At 41.4% G+C, this 17598-nt stretch carries 13 protein-coding genes; 6 read left to right on the forward strand and 7 right to left on the reverse strand.

Annotated elements, in window-relative coordinates; all coding sequences use genetic code 11:
• Nucleotides 1–15: 15 nt before the first annotated feature.
• Nucleotides 16–807 carry a DUF6675 family protein gene (locus tag B5D55_RS01055; RefSeq protein WP_078932124.1) on the forward strand — a complete coding sequence of 264 codons (792 nt, stop codon included), beginning with the start codon at nt 16–18 and terminating at the stop codon, nt 805–807.
• Between the two features lie 56 nt (nt 808–863).
• Complete coding sequence (locus B5D55_RS01060) at nt 864–1889, forward strand: peptidylprolyl isomerase (RefSeq protein ID WP_078932263.1); 1026 nt, start codon at nt 864–866, stop codon at nt 1887–1889.
• An 80-nt stretch (nt 1890–1969) separates the two neighbouring features.
• Here the strand turns inward: B5D55_RS01060 and argA are convergent, their stop codons facing one another.
• Together argA and B5D55_RS01070 are read right to left on the reverse strand one after the other, a co-directional pair.
• Nucleotides 1970–3301 carry an amino-acid N-acetyltransferase gene (gene argA / locus B5D55_RS01065; RefSeq protein WP_078932125.1) on the reverse strand — a complete coding sequence of 444 codons (1332 nt, stop codon included), beginning with the start codon at nt 3299–3301 and terminating at the stop codon, nt 1970–1972.
• A gap of 44 nt (nt 3302–3345) precedes the next feature.
• Nucleotides 3346–4758, reverse strand: coding sequence for an MBL fold metallo-hydrolase RNA specificity domain-containing protein (locus B5D55_RS01070; protein ID WP_078932264.1), 1413 nt, complete (start codon nt 4756–4758; stop codon nt 3346–3348).
• Nucleotides 4759–4892: 134 nt separating this feature from the next.
• Between B5D55_RS01070 and B5D55_RS01075 the strand changes: the two genes are divergently transcribed.
• From B5D55_RS01075 to B5D55_RS01085, 3 genes are read left to right on the forward strand one after another with little or no spacing between them, the layout of a single operon-like run.
• Entirely contained in the window at nt 4893–5960 is a 1068-nt protein-coding gene (locus tag B5D55_RS01075; RefSeq protein ID WP_159446119.1) for a DUF2804 family protein, read from the forward strand.
• Nucleotides 5961–5995: 35 nt separating this feature from the next.
• Entirely contained in the window at nt 5996–7960 is a 1965-nt protein-coding gene (locus B5D55_RS01080) for a hypothetical protein (RefSeq protein WP_078932127.1), read from the forward strand.
• 24 nt (nt 7961–7984) lie between these two features.
• Nucleotides 7985–9094, forward strand: coding sequence for an aminopeptidase (locus B5D55_RS01085; protein ID WP_078932128.1), 1110 nt, complete (start codon nt 7985–7987; stop codon nt 9092–9094).
• 57 nt (nt 9095–9151) lie between these two features.
• On the opposite strand, the gene B5D55_RS01090 is transcribed toward B5D55_RS01085, so the two are convergent.
• The 4 genes from B5D55_RS01090 to B5D55_RS01105 all read right to left on the reverse strand — a co-directional run bounded on the left by B5D55_RS01090 (nt 9152) and on the right by B5D55_RS01105 (nt 15546).
• Nucleotides 9152–11374 carry a TIGR03545 family protein gene (locus B5D55_RS01090; RefSeq protein ID WP_078932129.1) on the reverse strand — a complete coding sequence of 741 codons (2223 nt, stop codon included), beginning with the start codon at nt 11372–11374 and terminating at the stop codon, nt 9152–9154.
• A gap of 14 nt (nt 11375–11388) precedes the next feature.
• Complete coding sequence (locus tag B5D55_RS01095; RefSeq protein ID WP_078932130.1) at nt 11389–11892, reverse strand: TIGR03546 family protein; 504 nt, start codon at nt 11890–11892, stop codon at nt 11389–11391.
• 72 nt (nt 11893–11964) lie between these two features.
• Nucleotides 11965–14580 carry a homocysteine S-methyltransferase family protein gene (locus B5D55_RS01100; protein WP_078932131.1) on the reverse strand — a complete coding sequence of 872 codons (2616 nt, stop codon included), beginning with the start codon at nt 14578–14580 and terminating at the stop codon, nt 11965–11967.
• 9 nt (nt 14581–14589) lie between these two features.
• Nucleotides 14590–15546: a DNA-methyltransferase gene (locus B5D55_RS01105; RefSeq protein ID WP_078932132.1), complete on the reverse strand. Its 957-nt coding sequence runs from the start codon at nt 15544–15546 to the stop codon at nt 14590–14592.
• Nucleotides 15547–15699: 153 nt separating this feature from the next.
• Between B5D55_RS01105 and B5D55_RS01110 the strand changes: the two genes are divergently transcribed.
• Entirely contained in the window at nt 15700–16308 is a 609-nt protein-coding gene (locus B5D55_RS01110; RefSeq protein ID WP_078932133.1) for a vitamin B12 dependent-methionine synthase activation domain-containing protein, read from the forward strand.
• 149 nt (nt 16309–16457) lie between these two features.
• Here the strand turns inward: B5D55_RS01110 and B5D55_RS01115 are convergent, their stop codons facing one another.
• Entirely contained in the window at nt 16458–17558 is a 1101-nt protein-coding gene (locus B5D55_RS01115; RefSeq protein ID WP_078932134.1) for a hypothetical protein, read from the reverse strand.
• Nucleotides 17559–17598 lie beyond the last annotated feature (40 nt).

The following is a 17598-nucleotide window of genomic DNA, read 5'->3' on the forward strand; positions in this document are numbered from 1 at the left end:
AAGGTGAGGTTTTTTATGAAAAAAATCAGTGCAGGTATTGCAGTTTTAATTTCTGCATCTTTTTTGTTTGCTCAAGGTGCAAAGCCGGAAGATTTTGTTTCTGCGGAATATCTTGAGCTGTTGAAAAAAGACGGAAAAATAGAGCTCATTCACGAAAAAGATGATACAAATTTAAATCTTGTTCCGGACTGCAAATACGGAGCGGCTGTTGAAGCGGAAAAAATCGTAAAGACGTCAAAACAGGTTCCGTTTGTGGCAGAATATTTGTATTTAGTTCCTAAAAATGACGGTGATGATTCTGTCGTTCCGGGAATAAAGGGAACTATTGATGATGTTTCGGTTCTTTTCCGTTCCATAAGCAAAATGAAGGGAATGAAATATCATTTTGAAAAATCAAAGCCGGAAACTCTTTACAAAGAAGCTTATATGATTGCAAGCGTAGATTCTGACGAGCCGGTTGCAGATCCTGTTGAAGGAAGCGCAGACGGTCTTGTAGCATACTGCTATCAGGACGATCATACATACGGTGATATGAAATACAAACTGTCATATCTACAGTCAGATAATATGCTTTTTGCAAATTTTCTGCTTGCAATTCCGATGTCTTATCTTGGAATAAAAGCCGTTGACACAGGGAATATGAAAATTAATATTATTGCAATTGAATGTGATGATTGTTATATACTTTATCTGAACACTGATGTTGCCGCAAAAAAAATTGCTATGGCAAATGTCAGAAAACAGATAAAAGATTCTATGACAGTCCGTATGGAAGCAGTATACAGATGGTTCTTGAATCTGCTGTAGTAATATTGGAAGTCAGGAAAATTTTTCTGGCTTCTTTTTATTGGAGGAAAAACAGTATGAAAAAAGTTCTATTATCAATCTTGTTTGGATTTACTATTTTAATGAACGGAGCTTGCAGCTCTAAAGGAAAAGGTATGGACGCAATTAAGGGAAAAGACGGTTTGTTCGCCGTAATGAGCACTTCTAAGGGTGATATTATTCTTGAGCTGTATTTCAAGGATACTCCGCTGACCGTAGCAAATTTTGTTGGTCTTGCAGAAGGAACTCTTGATGCAGCAAAAGGAAAAAAATTTTATGACGGACTGAAATTTCACCGAGTAATAAAGGATTTTATGATTCAGGGAGGAGATCCGCGCGGTAATGGAACAGGCGGTCCTGGATATAAATTTGCTGATGAAATTGTAGATAAGTATACGTTTACAGGTCCTGGAATTCTTGCTATGGCAAATTCAGGAGCTAATACAAACGGAAGCCAGTTCTTTATCACTCACGTAGAAACTCCGTGGCTGAACGGAAAGCATACGATTTTTGGTTCTGTAGTAACAGGTCAGGATGTTGTTGATGCGATTGCACAGGGCGATGAAATAAAATCCGTAACAATTATACGTAATGGTGCGGAAGCAAAAGCATTCAAAACGGAACAGTCTGATTGGAATGCGTATGCTGAGGAAGCTACAAAAAAAGTTCTGGCTGCAAAAGAAGCTAAACTTGCGGCAAAAATTGCAGAAGTTGAAAAAGCTTTTCCTGGATTTACAAAAACAGTAGACGGAATTTATTATAAAATTACGAAAGAAGGTTCAGGCGAAAAGACAGGTAAAGGAAAGAACGTTTCTGTTGATTACAAAGGTTATTTTGTTTCCGGCGAAGTTTTTGACCAGTCAGCAGGAAGAAGTCCGCTTGATTTTAAGACTGCCGCAGGTATGATGATTCCGGGATTTGACATTATGGTTCAGGATATGAAAAAAGGCGAAACAAGGACAATGGTTCTTCCGCCTGATATGGCGTATGGAGAGCGCGGAATTCCAGGTGCAATTCCGGAAAATTCCTACCTTGCATTTGATGTTACGCTTTTGAAAAACTAAGTTCTGTATTTACTGAATTTTTAATTTCATAAAAACTGCTTTTGGATTGGAATGTTTTTCCTTTTCAAAAGCAGTTTTTTTTACGGACATATATTCAGTCGGAAGAGTTTTGAATTTCTTTCCGGAGACCAAAGCGCTTTGCGTTCTTCCGACATAGAATCTGTTTTGTCCGGACAAAAGCCGATTTTTTCAAACCAGTCTGATGTCCGCGTAGTAAGAATGAAAATGCTTTTTACGTTCCGGGATTTTGCGCGCTTTATAAGGAATTCAATCATTTTAGGACCTATTCCCAGATTGGAAAAAGTTTCGTCAACGGCTACTGCGGCAATTTCAGCCTGATTGTCAGAATAAATATGGAGTGCGGCACAGGCGCGTATTCCGCCGTCGATTTCGTAGACAATGTAATCGTTTATTTTTTCAAGCAGCTGGTAATCGGTACGAGGAAGAAGTATTTTTTGTTCGACGAACGGGCGCATTACTGTAAGAACGGCAGGAATGTCCTGCTGAGTCATCTGGCGTATGCTGCCGTAATTCTGTGAGTAAATCATTGTTCCTGAACCGAGTTCGCTGAAAATTTCACACGGAAGCGCGCCGTCTGACGAACCGTTTACGATGTGCGCCCTCGTTACTCCGTTCCGGCACGCCTTTCCTGCCGTAGACAGCAGGGAAAGTGTTTTTTTGTCGGGAGAATTTTCATTTGCCTGAAGGAAAAGTTCGAGTTCCTCTAAATTCATTGCAGGAACCTGTGATTCTTCAGAAAGTCCTATTTTTTCCGGGATAATGAAATTTCCTTTTTTTATCTCGGCGTCTTTCATCAGGAAGAAAAGTTTGTCTGCCTTCAGTTCTACGGCAATTTCCTCTGCAAGCGTTATTGACGAAATGTTGTACGGTTTTCCAGTACTGCTCCACCCTATACACGGAAAAATCGGAATAAAACCGTTGTCCAGTGTATTCCGGATTGCATTTGCCTGAAGCTTGTCTATTTCGCCGGCAGTACCGTAATCAATTCCTTCTAAAACACCCTTAGCCCGGGCGCGCACCCAGTTTCCGATTGTTGCGGTAATCTGGTGGGCAGCAAGGCTTGTCATAACGATATTTGATACGTCAAAAGCAGCCATTTTTATCTGTGGAATTGCGTTTTCCGAAGTGATGCGCGTATTGTCTTTAAATTCCCATTCTATGTGGGATTCCGTAAGGACCTGGTCAATGCGTCGGCGAGCGCCCGGAACAATAACGACTTTTAAACCAGCCTGGTGAATAAGGCTGATGTCGCGCATATGGCTTGAAAACAGTGGCGAGTCGATAATTTCATCATCTATATAAATGACAATTACGGCGTTCTGAAAGCGCTGTATATACCGGATAACGTCCCGGATATTCTGAGCCTTTGAGTTTCGGGTCAAGTCTTGCATAGAAAAAAGTATACAGTTTCAGCGCGGATTTTGAAAGTAGAAAGCTATTTCAAATCGTACGTTTCATCGTATTTTACGGTAGTAACGTTCGGAAAGCCGTTCTGGTGCAGATAGTCAGTAAAGAATTCCTGCGCTTCTTTTTCTCCGTGGACAAGGAAAATATTTTTCAGGCGGCTTGTGTCTATCGTTTTGAGCCAGTCCGTCATTTCTGTATAGTCCGCGTGGGCGCTGAATGCGTTTATCTGTTCAACCTTTGCGTTTACGTGATACATATCGCCAAGAATTTTTACTTCCTTTTCGCCGTCACGGATTTTTCTTCCAAGCGTGTTTTCCGCCATATATCCTACGATAAGAATTGTATTGCGTTCGTTGCCGATTTCGTTTGCAAGGTGATACAATACCCTTCCTGCTTCGCACATACCGTCGGCGCTGATGATAATCATCGGTCCTTCCTTGTCATTGAGCGATTTTGATTCTTCTACGCTTGTAGTAAAGGAAAGTGAACCGAAACCGAACGGATTTTTATGATGTTTGAGGAACGCTTCGTTTACAGATTCGTCGTAACATTCCGGGTGGACGCGGAAAACGCTGGTTGCATTTGCCGCCATAGGAGAATCAACGTAAATCGGAACGACAGGTATTTTTTTTCTGTCGGTGAGCAGGTGCAGATAGAAAACAAGTTCCTGCGCGCGTTCGATTGCGAACGAAGGAATGATGATTTTTCCTTTTTTGGAACAGGTGTCGCGGACAACGCGCTCAAGTTCCTTCATTGCGAATTCAGCGTCTTCGTGCTTGCGGTTGCCGTACGTACTTTCAAGAACGATATAGTCCGGTGGAGGCATATTTACGGCAGGATTTCGGATAATCGGTTTTTCCTTTCGTCCGATGTCGCCGGTAAAAAGAACGCGCGTTTCTTCCGAGCCGTTTGTTATTGTAAGATACGCAAATCCTGAGCCGAGAATGTGTCCAGCGTCATAGAATTCGAGCGAAACGTTCGGCGCGATGTACATTTTCCTGTTGTAGGAAAGCGATATAATCTGGTTTGCTGTTTTTACAACGTCATCTTCATTAAAAAGCGGACGCCAGGTAAATTTTTCGCCTTTTTTGTTCGCCTGTTTTGCAAGGAATTCAGCATCTCGTGCCTGAATACGCGCGCTGTCCATCATAACAAGATTTGCAATGTCGCGCGTTGCCGGAGTTGCGTAAATATTTCCGGTAAATCCTTTTTTTGTAAGGACAGGCAAAAGTCCGCAGTGGTCATAGTGTCCGTGCGTAAGAACGACTGCATCAAGCTTGTCGGCAGCAATGTCGAAATCCCTGTTCTTTGTATCAGAAAGCTGGCGCTTTCCCTGAAAAGCACCACAGTCTATCATTATCTGATGTCCGTCTATTTCCAGAATATGCTTTGAGCCTGTTACTTCTTCTGCGGCTCCTAAAGAATACATTGTAATCATAATACTGCTCCATTCTGTTTGCAAAAGTTCTTTCTCTAAGTTTAAAACGGTTTTTGCTAATTAACAAGAAAAATATTTGCCACATCGGACTAATTCTACTATAATTCAAAGACGTAGAAATATCATTGAGGTATATTGTGTACACACGGTTATTGGAAAAAGTCCCTAAAAAGATTGTGCATAATGGAAAAATACAATTCGGTACTTTCTCTGGAGTTACAGATTATCTTGATATTCGGGGTGTTCGCGCTCCGTTCGCTGGAATTCCTACTTCCCGGTTTCTTTCAAATTTCAGGATAAAAAGCAGGCTTACATACGTTTTTTCACTGCCTGATTATATAGGACTTGTTGAATTTTTTGACGACAAGGCGTTTGGTCTTGCGGAAGTCATCTACTGGAATAAGGAAACTAATCAGAAGCTTGCATATCATACGTTTATGGGACCGCGCAGAAGGTTTGTTCCTGTAAATACGTCTGCGGCAGCCTGCATAAGTTTTGCAAAAACTCGATACATAAAAGTCAACTGGAACAGAAAGCGTGCAAAATCCGTTCTTTCGTTTACAGTCCGCGGTGATAAATTCCGCCCTGCATCGAAGGGAAAATTCATATCGCACATAAGCCCGGACAAACAGTCGGAGCTTCTTACCGTATGCCCTGCTCCAATTCATCAGCGTTGTTCTGCTACATGGTTTGTTCCTATGAATATTACAGGCGGAATTGCTACGGCTAAACACCGCAGGCAGATAAAGGAACTTCCGCAGACAAAGGGACAGGCGCTTATGCTTGTAAACAGAACGTATCTTCGTTTTCATTCTTCAAGCGAACTGATGGTCGGTTTTTTTGAATACGAAGGAAAAAAGATAACGTTTACTTTTTCAAGTACAAGTCAGGCGGCTCTTGACGGCGACAGATACAATGAGAATATGCTTTCCGTTGACGGAGATATTACGGCAATGCCTCCTGTGTGCATAACACATCCGTTTGGAATTCAGAAAAAGTGGATTGTTCAGGATACTGAAAGTATGGTAGACCTTTCGTTTATGCCGGTATCCTGTTCAAGCAGGACGCTGAATATCATTGTTATGCGGAATGCGTATACTACGATATATGGTAATTTTGAGGGTGTTCTTCTTACTAAAAACGGCGAAAAAATAGTATTGAAGAACTGTTCCGGCATTGTAAAAAAAAGTATGCTTCGATTGTAGGCGTGCAGCGCGTGTAAAAAGGCAAGGAATTTTTTATGGGTAATTCTAGACCAAAAACAGCAGACTGGGCTCCAGGAACTCTTGACAGAACGCGAAAGGCTATCGGCAATATAGATGAAGCTGAAGCAGAAAAGATGACTAAAGTGCTTGGTGGAGAGATTATGTATGAGCGTACAAGTAATCCTTCTTCATCAAAAAAAATAAAAGGAACGGGAAGACTGATGCGCCAGTCAGCATCTTCCGTGCAGAAGGATGTTATGAATACGCAGACGCAGAATTCAGGGAAAGGACGCAAGCATCAGGAAGGACTTATTGTTATTCCTGCAAAAGTAAACAGTTTGATAGACAAGCTGATGATGTCTGATGAATATGGAATAAAACCTGATTACGGTCTGTTTAATTTTATAAAATATTTTCAGACAAACGGCCACGAGCAGATAATCAGCGAATTCTGTACATTTACGATGAAAATGCACATTGAAAACCTCCAGAGTTTTATTACCGTTGTAAAAACGCTTATCCAGATTGCACCGGCTTCCTACAAGGCAAAAATTGCAAACGGAACAGAGCCGAAATTCAAATTCCTGCGTATGGTTGCCGGCTGGACACTCCAGGGAATAAAACTGACGTATATGGATTTGCTGAATCTTACGCAGCCGTATTACGTAACCGATTTAATTCCATATACAAGAAGCGTCTACAGGCTTCTTATTCAGGTATATTATTACGGAGAATCAAAAATTCCTAAGCTGATAAAAGAAATTTACGCAGATGAAGCGGCATATCCGGATGCACCTAAAGACAAGCTTTCCGGACTTGCAAAAGAAGCAATCACACAGTGGCTCTACATTCAGAATGAAATTATAAAAAAGATGTATCCGCTACTTATGCGTATGTGTTCAAATACATTTGAAGAATTCCCGGATTTTTTCAAGGTGAAAGTTGCAGATATCCTTAAATTCGTAGGACTTCATAAATACGATTTACTTTTGCAGGAAAAATCGAAAGAGCCGCCAGTTGAAGAAAAAGCAAAGGAACGAAAAGCCGCTGTTCCGACTAAAGGCGTAAAGGATGCGCTTGTTACTACGGGAATTTCTCTTCTTAATCAATTGTTTCCGCAGGCTGGTTTTGATAATCTGGAAAATCATCCTGACTTATATCCGTATTTTCAGCCGTTATATAAATTTGCAGACGGATTTAACGTACTTAGTCCGGAAAATCCTCTTCAGGTTACGGTTGTACTTTTGAGAATTATAGAGGATTTCTTTCAGGGATGCAGGAATATTGATTTTATAAATATAAAAGACGCATCAGAAAAAGATGAGGGCGATTCTATTTTAAAAGTCCTTGATGACTGGTCTGCATACCGCGAAAGCGTTTTTGAACGTCTTTATTGTTCTCCGCTTAATGATTTGGTCAATCAGATTTATTCGCAGAAAGATTTTGAAGATTCTCAGTTCGGTAAAAAACTTGTTACATCGCTTTTGTGGCAGACAAACTATCATTTTCTTCCGAACTTTAAGTTTGAACAGCTTATTCTTGAACGTCCGGCAGACGAAAGCAAATATCCGCCGCTTTTCAAAAGAACTGATTTTGTGCGGAAATATCTTACGTCTGTCGTTTCGCAGTGTGATTCGCTTGTAAAAACGCACGGTGACGTTACTTGTGTACGCAATCCGTGGGAACATTACAAATTCGACATTCCGAATGAAATTTCAAAGCGCATTGACATTCTTTTGGGCGCGCAGAACAAAAGTGCAAACACAAATGCTAATAATGCAAACCTTTTGAAATATACGCTATGCATTATTTCCGTTCTTGACTGGTGGATAAACAATCCGGAAAGTCCTGCCTATATGACTTCTCCGCGTCATATCTACCGTATTTCTGCGGAAGACGGAAAGCCACAGTTCTCCGTTCAGGAACGTAATGACCAGAATAAACTGTTTGCAGATGAAATTCGGGCTGCCTACCAGCGTAAATCGGCGGAGCAAAAATAAACAAAAGGAAAGACAGGCATAAAAATGAAAAAAGAACTTTCTCCTTCTGATACTGTAATTCAGAACGTTTGCAAAGTACGTAAAAATGAGCGAGTCTTGATAATTGCAAATCCGCATACGGCAGACATTGCTCAGGATTTATATACTTCTGCAAGTAATGCAGGGGCGCGGACGACGCTTATTTTCCAAAGCGAAAAAACGTCATTTGACAATGCAGAACCGGAAGTAATTGCTGCAATTGCAACAAATCCTGATGTGTGTATTTCCGTGTCTGCATGCAAACTTGGAAAAGACGCCGGTGCATCTGCAAAACCGTATATCCTTGAAACAGGCGAAAAATTCACCCATATTTTTGACTATCTTCTTGAAGGTAAAAAAACTATGCGCGCCGTATGGACGCCTGGAATTACGCAGGATATGTTCAGCCGGACGGTGAATATTAATTATGCGGAACTTGCCGAGCGCTGCCGGATTTTGGGAACGTATTTTAAGGACGTAGAAACCGTGAATGTTACTGCACCTTCCGGAACTGATTTAACAGTTCCAGTGCACGGACGGAAACTTCTTTTTGATGACGGTGATTTTTCAAAAGCAGGATGCGGCGGAAACATTCCTGCCGGAGAAGTATTTATAAGTCCTCTTATAGGAAACGGCGTTGATTTCGGCTGCTTTGGAAAAATTGTTTATGACGGTTCGATGACGTTTAGTGACGGAGATTCAATTATAGAAACGCCTGTTTGCTGTACGGTGGAACACGGATTTGTAAAGGAAATAACAGGCGGTGCAGAAGCAAAGCGTCTTTTAAAGACAATTACCGAAGCGGAAAACCGCGCAGTTACTATGGAAAAAGAAGGCCTTTTGCCGGAAGGAATGGGCGCGGTCTACAGGCAGAATGCGCGCAACATCGGAGAACTTGGCATAGGGCTTAATCCTGCAGCTATAATAACAGGAAATATGCTTGAGGATGAAAAGGCTTTTACAACATGTCATTTTGCCATTGGTGAAAATTATGATAACGATGCGCCGTCCCTTATTCATCTGGACGGTGTTGTACGAAACCCTACAATAGTGCTGAATTACGCAGACGGTTCTATGCGGACAATTTTGGATAAGGGTATATTACAGCTTGGATAAAAATGTGCGGCGTAAAAAAAGCTCCGGTTTGACCGGAGCTTTTTTTACATATTTTTACTAGAACAGTTTTTTTATAAGGTTTCCTGCTGCATCTCCTGCTGCGGCTTTTGTTGAGTTTGTAATCTGGTCATTTATCTGCTTTTTCTTCTGTTCAAGTTTTTTCTGAAGATTATTGACAGATTCTTTTGAAGAATTCACGCTATTTTTAATATTCGTAAATTGTTCGATTTTTTCGGTAGCAACTCCTGTTTTTTCTGAAAGCAGTTTTGCTGCACTGCTGCGTGCGTCTGCGGCGATTGAATTTAATTCAGCCGTAAGCGTTTTTACAACAGGCGTTGTAAGCTGGCTTGCAAGAGAATCAAGATTATTCAGCGAAATAGTCATTGTTTTGTCTTCATTTATGCCGATAGAAAAATCTACTGTCAGACGGCTGATGTTTGATAGAGCAGTATTGTACAGTTCGGAGATTTTTTCTACGTCAAACTGCATCCCTGTCATTTCGGAAATGTTCATATCAAGAACGCCGTTTAAAGATACTTTTCCGTTTGTATCGGCAGTCATTTTTGCTTTTATTGTTGATTTTGAAGTAAATGCAAATACCTGTGCGTCTGCATTTACTGGAATGCCGCTTCCGGTATAGGATGCAGTAACTAGCGGTGAATTTGTATTTGTACGAGCGTCAATTTTAACGGAAGCATTGTTCGGGTTGTCTGCAATTTTAAAATCAGCAGAAATATCTGTCGGTTTTCCAGTCATGTTCTGATTATTTGCAATATTTTTTGCATTTCCTTTGAACAGTAGATTATCTGTTTTGTATTCATAACCAGATGCAGTTACATTTTCTATAAATAGAGTTGGAACGGTATCTTGTTTAAAGAAAACAGTTCTTCCGGGATGGCGCGTCATTACCGTTTTTTCAGTTTTTTCTGCGGATTTTTCTGTTTCTTTTTCAGAAGAAGATTTTTGTGCAGAAAGGGCTGCATTCAGACCTTTGCTGACATACGGATAGTATTTGCCGCACATCTGGTATAGGACGGATTGCACGGCATTTGTCATAATTTCATTCAGTCCGGCAGGAGAAAGAACAGATTTCATTTCTGAAATTTTTGAATCTACCAAAGCATAGTCGCTTTTAATGGCTGTCTGTATTTTATTTGAATAGTCTGCTATTGCCTTTGAATCAGAAAAGAGGTCTGAATTTGATTTTTCAATCAGTTTTTTAAGTTCTTCGCCGCTTTTTGCGGTGGAATTTATCTTTTCAAGGGTAGATTTTAGCTTTGCAACGTCATTTATTTTTGAAAAATCTGTATTTGCAATATCGTTGACGTTTTTTGAAAAGGCGTTGACTTTTTCCTGCAGTTCTGCTGGAAGAGAGCTCCATTTTTCAACTTTCTGCTGAACATCTGTAGAAATCTGTGATGCAACAGCAGGGGATTTCAGTTCATTCTGAAGATTTTCAAGCATTTTTTCAGGATTGTAGCTGTCAAACATTTCTTTGAGTTTTGCAGATGCTTCTTCTGAAAGTTCCTGTTTTTTTGCAGAAAGTGCGCTTTCCGTCTGCTTTTCTTCCTTTGTTTTTGCCGGTTTTATCGGTAGTTCGCCAGATTTTTTGCGTTCAGTGTCTATAGCAACGCCTTCAACACTAAGGTTTTCCGCATGGAATTTTCCGCGTAGTAAATCAGTAAGATTGAAAGATGTTTTTATGGAATCAATCTGAAACAGATTTTTCATTGGAGAATCTTTGTTTGCCTGTTCAAGTCCGTTGATTTCAAGCGATGCGTTGAAAAACTGAAAATCGACTTTTGCAATGTCAGTTTTTGCACCGAAAATACCCTGCATGGCAGACGTAATGGCTTTTTCAATAATTATATTTTTGAAAAGCGATACTCCGGCTGAAAGAACAGCAACAAGAACTGCTACGGCAATAAGAGGAACAAGTTTTATTCCGCCTTTTTGCATTTTAATTTGCTTTGCAATAAGCTTATATCGCTTTAAGTCTGCCTTTGTAATTTCTGCCGATTTGTTGCAGACCATTATGTTTCTGCCCTTTTTATCCTGTGACGGAGAATACAGTTTTTCTACAAATTTTTTATCTGCTTCGATATAAAATTTTTTAAGAAGGTTTTTACTGTATGCTTTTTCCTTATATGTTTTTTTAAATATTCCCGGTAATTTTTTTGCAGATACAGTTTTTTCCGGTTTCTTAGATTTTGCCGGCTTTTTTGATTTTTTTGCCGGAGTTTTTGCAGTTTCGTTCAGTTTTGACGTATTCTTTTCCATAATAAAAATCCTGCCTATATTTTAGAAGCAATTTTTCCAAGAAGCGGAAGTTTGTAGATTGTCTTCAGAAGTTTTGAATCGTTGAATTTTGGAGCAATAAATTTGCGCCACAGATGAATTATTCCCAGCATAATAAAGAAAAGCGGAATGTAGCAGAGAATTCCAAGAACGAGAGAACCGCATACAATCGTGTTGTTGAATTTTGTAAATCCAACAAAAGGAACGTCTAAAAGCCACATAAAGAACGACTGGAATTTAGGGAAGGTAAGAACTGCGTATCCTACGGTGTCGAAAAGCGGGTCAAGGAACGAAGCGGTAAGAGAACCTGCAAGAATCATAATCAGATAGCCGGTTTTGTTTATTCTTACGAATGCAAAAAACACAAGAAGAATATACCATAAAAGATTGTTTTTCGGCATAAAACCAAGAATCAAACCGATGCAGAATGAATTTGCAATCTGGCTCGGTTTAGAATTGGAATTAAGAGCTTTTAAAAGATTGATAATGTAATTCAGCATTTTTTCTCCAATATATAAAAAGTTTTAAATTCAAAAACAGTATAGCGGTAAGATTTAGAACTTGTAAACAGTCTATTTTACTCCGAACGTTTTTTGCGCGAATGTTACTGTTGCCATTGCATCCTTACCGTAGAAGTCCGCGCCGATACTGTCTGCGTATTCCTGCGTCATTACAGCTCCTCCAACGCAAACTTTTGCCCACGGAGCATTTTTCCTGAGCTGGATAATCGTTTCTTTCATTGCAGGGACTGTTGTTGTCATAAGGGCACTTAATCCCACAAGTTCAATGTGATTTTTTACGCAGCATTCAACGATTGTTTCCGGCGGAACGTCTTTTCCTAAATCAATGACGGTGAAGTCATAATTTTCAAGAAGCACCTTTACTATATTTTTTCCGATGTCGTGAATGTCACCGTGAACGGTTGCTACAATTACCGTTCCCTTGCTTTCACCCTTTTTTCCGCTTTTTTCAAGGTAATCTTTTATGACGTCAAACGCAGATTTTGCCGCATCAGCCGCCATTAAAAGCTGCGGAAGATACATTGTTTTCTGCTCAAAACGTTTTCCTACGTAATCAAGTCCGGGAATAAGGTGTCCGTCGATTATTTCAACAGGTTCAACGGAAGCTTCAAGCAGTTTTTTCGTGCGTTCGGCGGAATCTTCCTTCAGTCCGTGAATGACGGCGTATTGGAGCGTAGATTTATCTGCCGTTTCGCCGATTTCCGCTGTTCTTCCCTTATGTTCAGCCTGTTCACCGGCTTTTACGTTTTCACCCAGAGTGCCGGCATTTTGCAAGAGTGCCTTCCTTTCAGCTTCTTTTTTTTCGTCAAACTTCTGCGCAAAATCAATATAGTTCAGACAGTCCTTGTCTTTTCCGGCAAGAAGGCAGAAACATCTCCACGCTTTCATCATTTCCATAGAAAGCGGATTCATAATTGCGGCGCCAAGACCGTTTTGCATTGCAAGCGTGAAAAAACTTGACGTTACGAATTCCCTGTCAGGAAGTCCGAACGAAATGTTTGATACGCCAAGAACGGTGTTTCCGCCGAATTCGTCGCGGACTGCGCGTACAGTCTGGAGCGTTGCAAGCGCTGCATTTATGTCTGAACTGACTGCCATTGTAAGCGCGTCTATTACGATGTCTTTTTTTTGAATTCCATAGCGTTCTGCATTATTGTAGATTTTTTTTATGATTTCTATTCTTCCGGTGCTTGTTTCAGGAATGCCGTTTTCATCGAGCGTAAGAGCTACGACAACGCCGCCGTATTTTTTTACGAGCGGAAACACTGCGTCCATAACTTCCTGCTTACCGTTTACGGAATTTACAAGCGCTTTTCCGTTGTATCGGCGCAGTGCGGCTTCCATAACGTCAGGACTTGACGTGTCTATCTGGAGCGGAAGATTTGTAACAGACTGGAGTTCCGTCATAACGCGAACCATCATCTGCTTTTCGTCAATTTCAGGTAGACCTACGTTTACGTCAAGAACGTGCGCGCCGCAGGCTTCCTGTTCAAGTCCCTGATGAACGATATACGGAATGTCACCGTTACGCAGAGCTTCCTTGAATTTCTTTTTGCCGGTTGGATTTATTCTTTCTCCGATAAGGACAGGAACATTCTCTCCGCCGATTTGTACGGTATGCGTATATGATGAAATGACGGTGCGCTCTTTAGGGAGAACGGCAGCAGGTTTTGTATTTTTCAGGTTTTCAGTAAGCGATTTTATATATTCCGGTGTTGTTCCGCAACATCCGCCCAGAATTACTGCGCCGGACTTTGCAATTTCCTGCATAGAAAGCGCAAAATCGTGCGGCTTTACGTCAAAAACTGTAGAGCCGTTTTCATCGTGCGGAAGACCTGCATTCGGTTTTACGATGACTGGCGTACTGGATACGGCAGTAAGGCGGCGTACGGTTTCTTTCATCTGTTCTGGTCCAAGACTGCAATTTAAGCCGAGCGCATCTACGCCAAGTCCTTCAAGAAGTGCCGTCATTGCTTCAGGCGATGCGCCTGTTAAAAGATGACCGGTTGCATCGTATGCATTTGATACAAAAATCGGCAGGTCCGCCCTTCCCGTTTCTTCGCGCACTTCTTTTGCGGCGATTACGGCGGCTTTTGTTTCGTAGCTGTCGCTCATTGTTTCAATAAGAACAGCATCTATGTTGCCTTTAAAACCGTGGCGGAATGTCTGTTTAAAAAGCGATACGGCATCTTCAAAATCAAGGTCGCCCATCGGCTTAAGAAGTTTTCCCGTAGGTCCGATGTCAAAGGTGATGAAACACGGCTGCGGCTCTACGGAACGCGCTTTGCAGTCAGAGATGTAACGTCTGCGCGCTTCGTTTGCGTTTTCTATGGCGCACTGAATGATGTTTTTAAGGGAAAAATCAGCGTTTTCTCCGGAGATTACGCGCATTGCGGAGTTTTTTACATTTTGGGTGCCGTTAAAGTTTTTTTTGTACGTTGTTAAATCTGAAAATTTTGTACTGAATGCACCGAAGGTATTTGTGTTTACGATGTTAGAACCTGCTGAAAAATAGTTGTAGTGAAGGGAGATTATTTCTTCCGGGCGAGTAACGTTCCATTTTTCCGGGAATTCGCCGGGTTTTAAACCGCGTGCCTGAAGGACAGAGCCTGTTCCGCCGTCAAAAAATAATATTTGCTTTCCTAACAGTGATTTTAATGAAGCCATTTGTCTTTCCTATTTCTTTTTATTCTGAAAGGAACTTGTATTCCGTTCCCAAAATACACCGTCTGTATAGCCTTGAATTGACATATCTTTTTCTGCCGTTTCAAGACGTTTTTGCGCCCAGGCGCAGTATAATTCGTTCTGTTCCGTTCCGCAGAAATGACGTTCCAGTTTTTTTGCAGTAACCGCCGTAGAACCAGAACCCATAAACGGATCGAAAATCATATCGCCTTTATTTGAACTTGCAAGAATGAGCTTTGCAAGGAGTTTTTCCGGCTTTTGAGTAGGGTGCGCCGTGTTTTCCGGCATTGACCAGTACGGAATGGAAATGTCGTCCCAAAAATTTGACGGAAAAGTGTCGCGGAATTTTCCGTCGGAAGTTTCTTCCCAGTCTTTAGGTTTTCCGTCCGCCGTGTACGGAGCAATGACTTTCCGCCGGCATTTTACGGCGTCTACATTGAACGTGTAATCGTCGCCGGAAGATTTTGTTGCAAACCAGATGTCTTCCATTGCATTTTTCCAGTTGCGTTTTGCGCCGCGTCCTTTTTCGCGCTGCCAGGTAATTCTGTTGCGGACGGTAAAATGGCGGCTGAGTACATATTCGATTGCCGTGCTTGATTTCCAGTCACAGCAGATGTAGACAGAGGCATTCGGTTTTAAAAGCGGTTCTGCAAGTGAAAGCCATTTTTCGGTGTAGTAAGCGTAGTCGTCAAAGCTCATCGGGTGAAACTGACTGCCGTTGAAATTTTTTTCAATATTGTACGGCGGATCGGCGATGAGAAGGTCTGCAAAATTATGCGGAAGTTTTGGAATTATGTCGAACAAATCCCCTGTTATGATTGAATCCTGAATTTTGTCTGCTGGAACGGACGTTTCATTATCCAGACGCACGCATTTTTCAAGATACGCGCCGGCTTCTTCAAGCGGAAAATCAATAGTTTTGTTCTTTTGGGACTTATTTTTTTTCAAGCGGACTCCATCTGCATTGCAGGATTACAGATACAATATCACAAAACGCGCTGATTTAAAATAGGTATGCATTTAAGAACAGTTGCGCGCGCGTCATTTTGCCTTTTTTGCGGGAACTTCCTCCGCCGTGCAGTTTTGTGGTAATATTGCGCTATGACACCATTTTTTTATAAGAGTGCGGCTTCTGAAATTCCGTGTGATGAGGCGGAAGCGGCGTATTATCTTGGCTATAAAAAAATCAATCCGCCGGGCGACGACGTTGCCGGACTTATTCACAAAAGCTGCCTTAAAATGCAGCCTGTTCTTGTTCCGCAGGCGGTGTATGCGGAATATGAACTTTCTGTCGGTGAAGATGAAACTATTTCCTTTGCAGACGTTTCATTCCGTTCAAAAGATTTGGCGCGAAACTTGCGTAATTGCAGAAAAGTCGTTCTTTTTGCCGCAACAATCGGGGCGCAGGCAGATATGATTATCAGAAGGGCGCAGCTTTCCGGGAGCGCTGACGCAGCAGTTATGCAGGGGTGCGGCGCAATGTTCATAGAATCGTTTGTTGACTTGTTGAATGATGAAATACGGAAAGATACTGAAGCACGGAAAATGCGCGCCCATCCGCGTTTCAGTCCGGGTTATGGAGATGTTCCGCTTACAATGCAGAAAGAATTTTTCCGCCTGCTCCCTTGTGAAAAAATTGGTCTTTCGCTTATGGATACGCTTATTATGGCACCGGAAAAAAGCGTAACGGCATTTATAGGGCTGGAATAAAAAGAATATGCTAAGGAAACACTGAATAAATCCTATTGAGGATTTTTCAGTGTTAACCTTGAATTTAGCTAATTGTCCGTAAGTCAATAACTTACGGCAATTTGACGGGAAGTGCTGAGTAATCGCTTCAAGTGTTAATCAGCACTTTCCTAAAATACATGCGTCCAGCTGAATGCAATACGGTTGAAGAACCATTCTGCGCCGCTGTAGGTAAGGAAAATTTCTTCCTTTGAGTCCGAATGTTCTTCTTCAAAACTCCTGCGTTTTTTGAACTCAAACAGGACGAACAGGCTGTCTTTTTTGGAAAAGTCAAATTTGAGCATAGGACTTATAGTTACGTTCGTAAAATCGCCGTTGTATCTGCTGCTGTATATTCCGTAGTCGTCTGAATTGAAAAGCGCATATACATCGGTGTTTACCGCAATCATACTTAGCGGAAGCGGCATCTGGTAGCCGAGCACAAAATTTGCAGTATACCGCCAGCCGTTGCAGTTGTTTCCCACAAGCTGCCACAGCCAGATTTTGCCGTCGTCTACGCCGGTAACTCCCACATAGGAAACCGTGTAGGAAGCCTGCATAACGGCGTGAGTCCAGTTGCCCTGAAAAATTGCGCCGGTGTCAAACTGGAACAGTCCGGAAAACCAGAAATCGTAGTAGTAGTTTCCGAACGGCGTAAGATTTTCGTATTCTATGAAGTCTTTGTATTCTTTTTTGTACCTTGGCAAAAAAGCAATTGGATTAGAAAATAAATCGTTTAAGAAGTGTTTCAATTTATTGGAATAAAAAGCATCTTCGTCAAGTTTGCACAGACCTTTAAATCCAAGTGCTGACCAGCCTGTTCCGATTGACGCGCCTGTGCTGAAAACAAGGAACGGAAGCGGCGTAAAACTGACGCTTACAAGCGGACGTACTGTTACAGGACACAGTTCAAAGGCTGTTTTTATCCTGACATTTGAGTCCTTTAAAAGAAAGTGCTTGCCAAGCGGAGCAGGAATACTGCATTCTGCATTGAAAGTCGTTTTTAATTCAAAACTGTTGAATAAGCCGGTTATCGGGGCAAAATGGTCGCCGCCGGAAACATAATCTGATTTAAAGTAGTATGCGCCAGCCGTTTGCTCGTAAAATTTCCAGATGAATGTATTTTTCTTCTGGTTTTTGCCTTTTTCTGCTTCCTGTGAAAAGGCTGCTGATGAAACAAAAACGACTGCCGACAATGATAACACAATCTTTCTGAACGATGTAATTTTCATAATTAGTTCCTGTGCCATAAAAATTACTTAAAAAATATTT

It is taken from the genome of Treponema porcinum (assembly GCF_900167145.1).
GTDB lineage: Bacteria > Spirochaetota > Spirochaetia > Treponematales > Treponemataceae > Treponema_D > Treponema_D porcinum.

Coding starts and splice junctions, on each gene's coding strand:
- B5D55_RS01055 (WP_078932124.1), top strand. CDS start 16: ATGAAAAAAATCAGTGCAGGTATTGCAGTTTTAATTTCTGCATCTTTT.
- B5D55_RS01060 (WP_078932263.1), top strand. CDS start 864: ATGAAAAAAGTTCTATTATCAATCTTGTTTGGATTTACTATTTTAATG.
- argA (WP_078932125.1), bottom strand. CDS start 3,301: ATGCAAGACTTGACCCGAAACTCAAAGGCTCAGAATATCCGGGACGTT.
- B5D55_RS01080 (WP_078932127.1), top strand. CDS start 5,996: ATGGGTAATTCTAGACCAAAAACAGCAGACTGGGCTCCAGGAACTCTT.
- B5D55_RS01085 (WP_078932128.1), top strand. CDS start 7,985: ATGAAAAAAGAACTTTCTCCTTCTGATACTGTAATTCAGAACGTTTGC.
- B5D55_RS01090 (WP_078932129.1), bottom strand. CDS start 11,374: ATGGAAAAGAATACGTCAAAACTGAACGAAACTGCAAAAACTCCGGCA.
- B5D55_RS01095 (WP_078932130.1), bottom strand. CDS start 11,892: ATGCTGAATTACATTATCAATCTTTTAAAAGCTCTTAATTCCAATTCT.
- B5D55_RS01100 (WP_078932131.1), bottom strand. CDS start 14,580: ATGGCTTCATTAAAATCACTGTTAGGAAAGCAAATATTATTTTTTGAC.
- B5D55_RS01110 (WP_078932133.1), top strand. CDS start 15,700: ATGACACCATTTTTTTATAAGAGTGCGGCTTCTGAAATTCCGTGTGAT.
- B5D55_RS01115 (WP_078932134.1), bottom strand. CDS start 17,558: ATGAAAATTACATCGTTCAGAAAGATTGTGTTATCATTGTCGGCAGTC.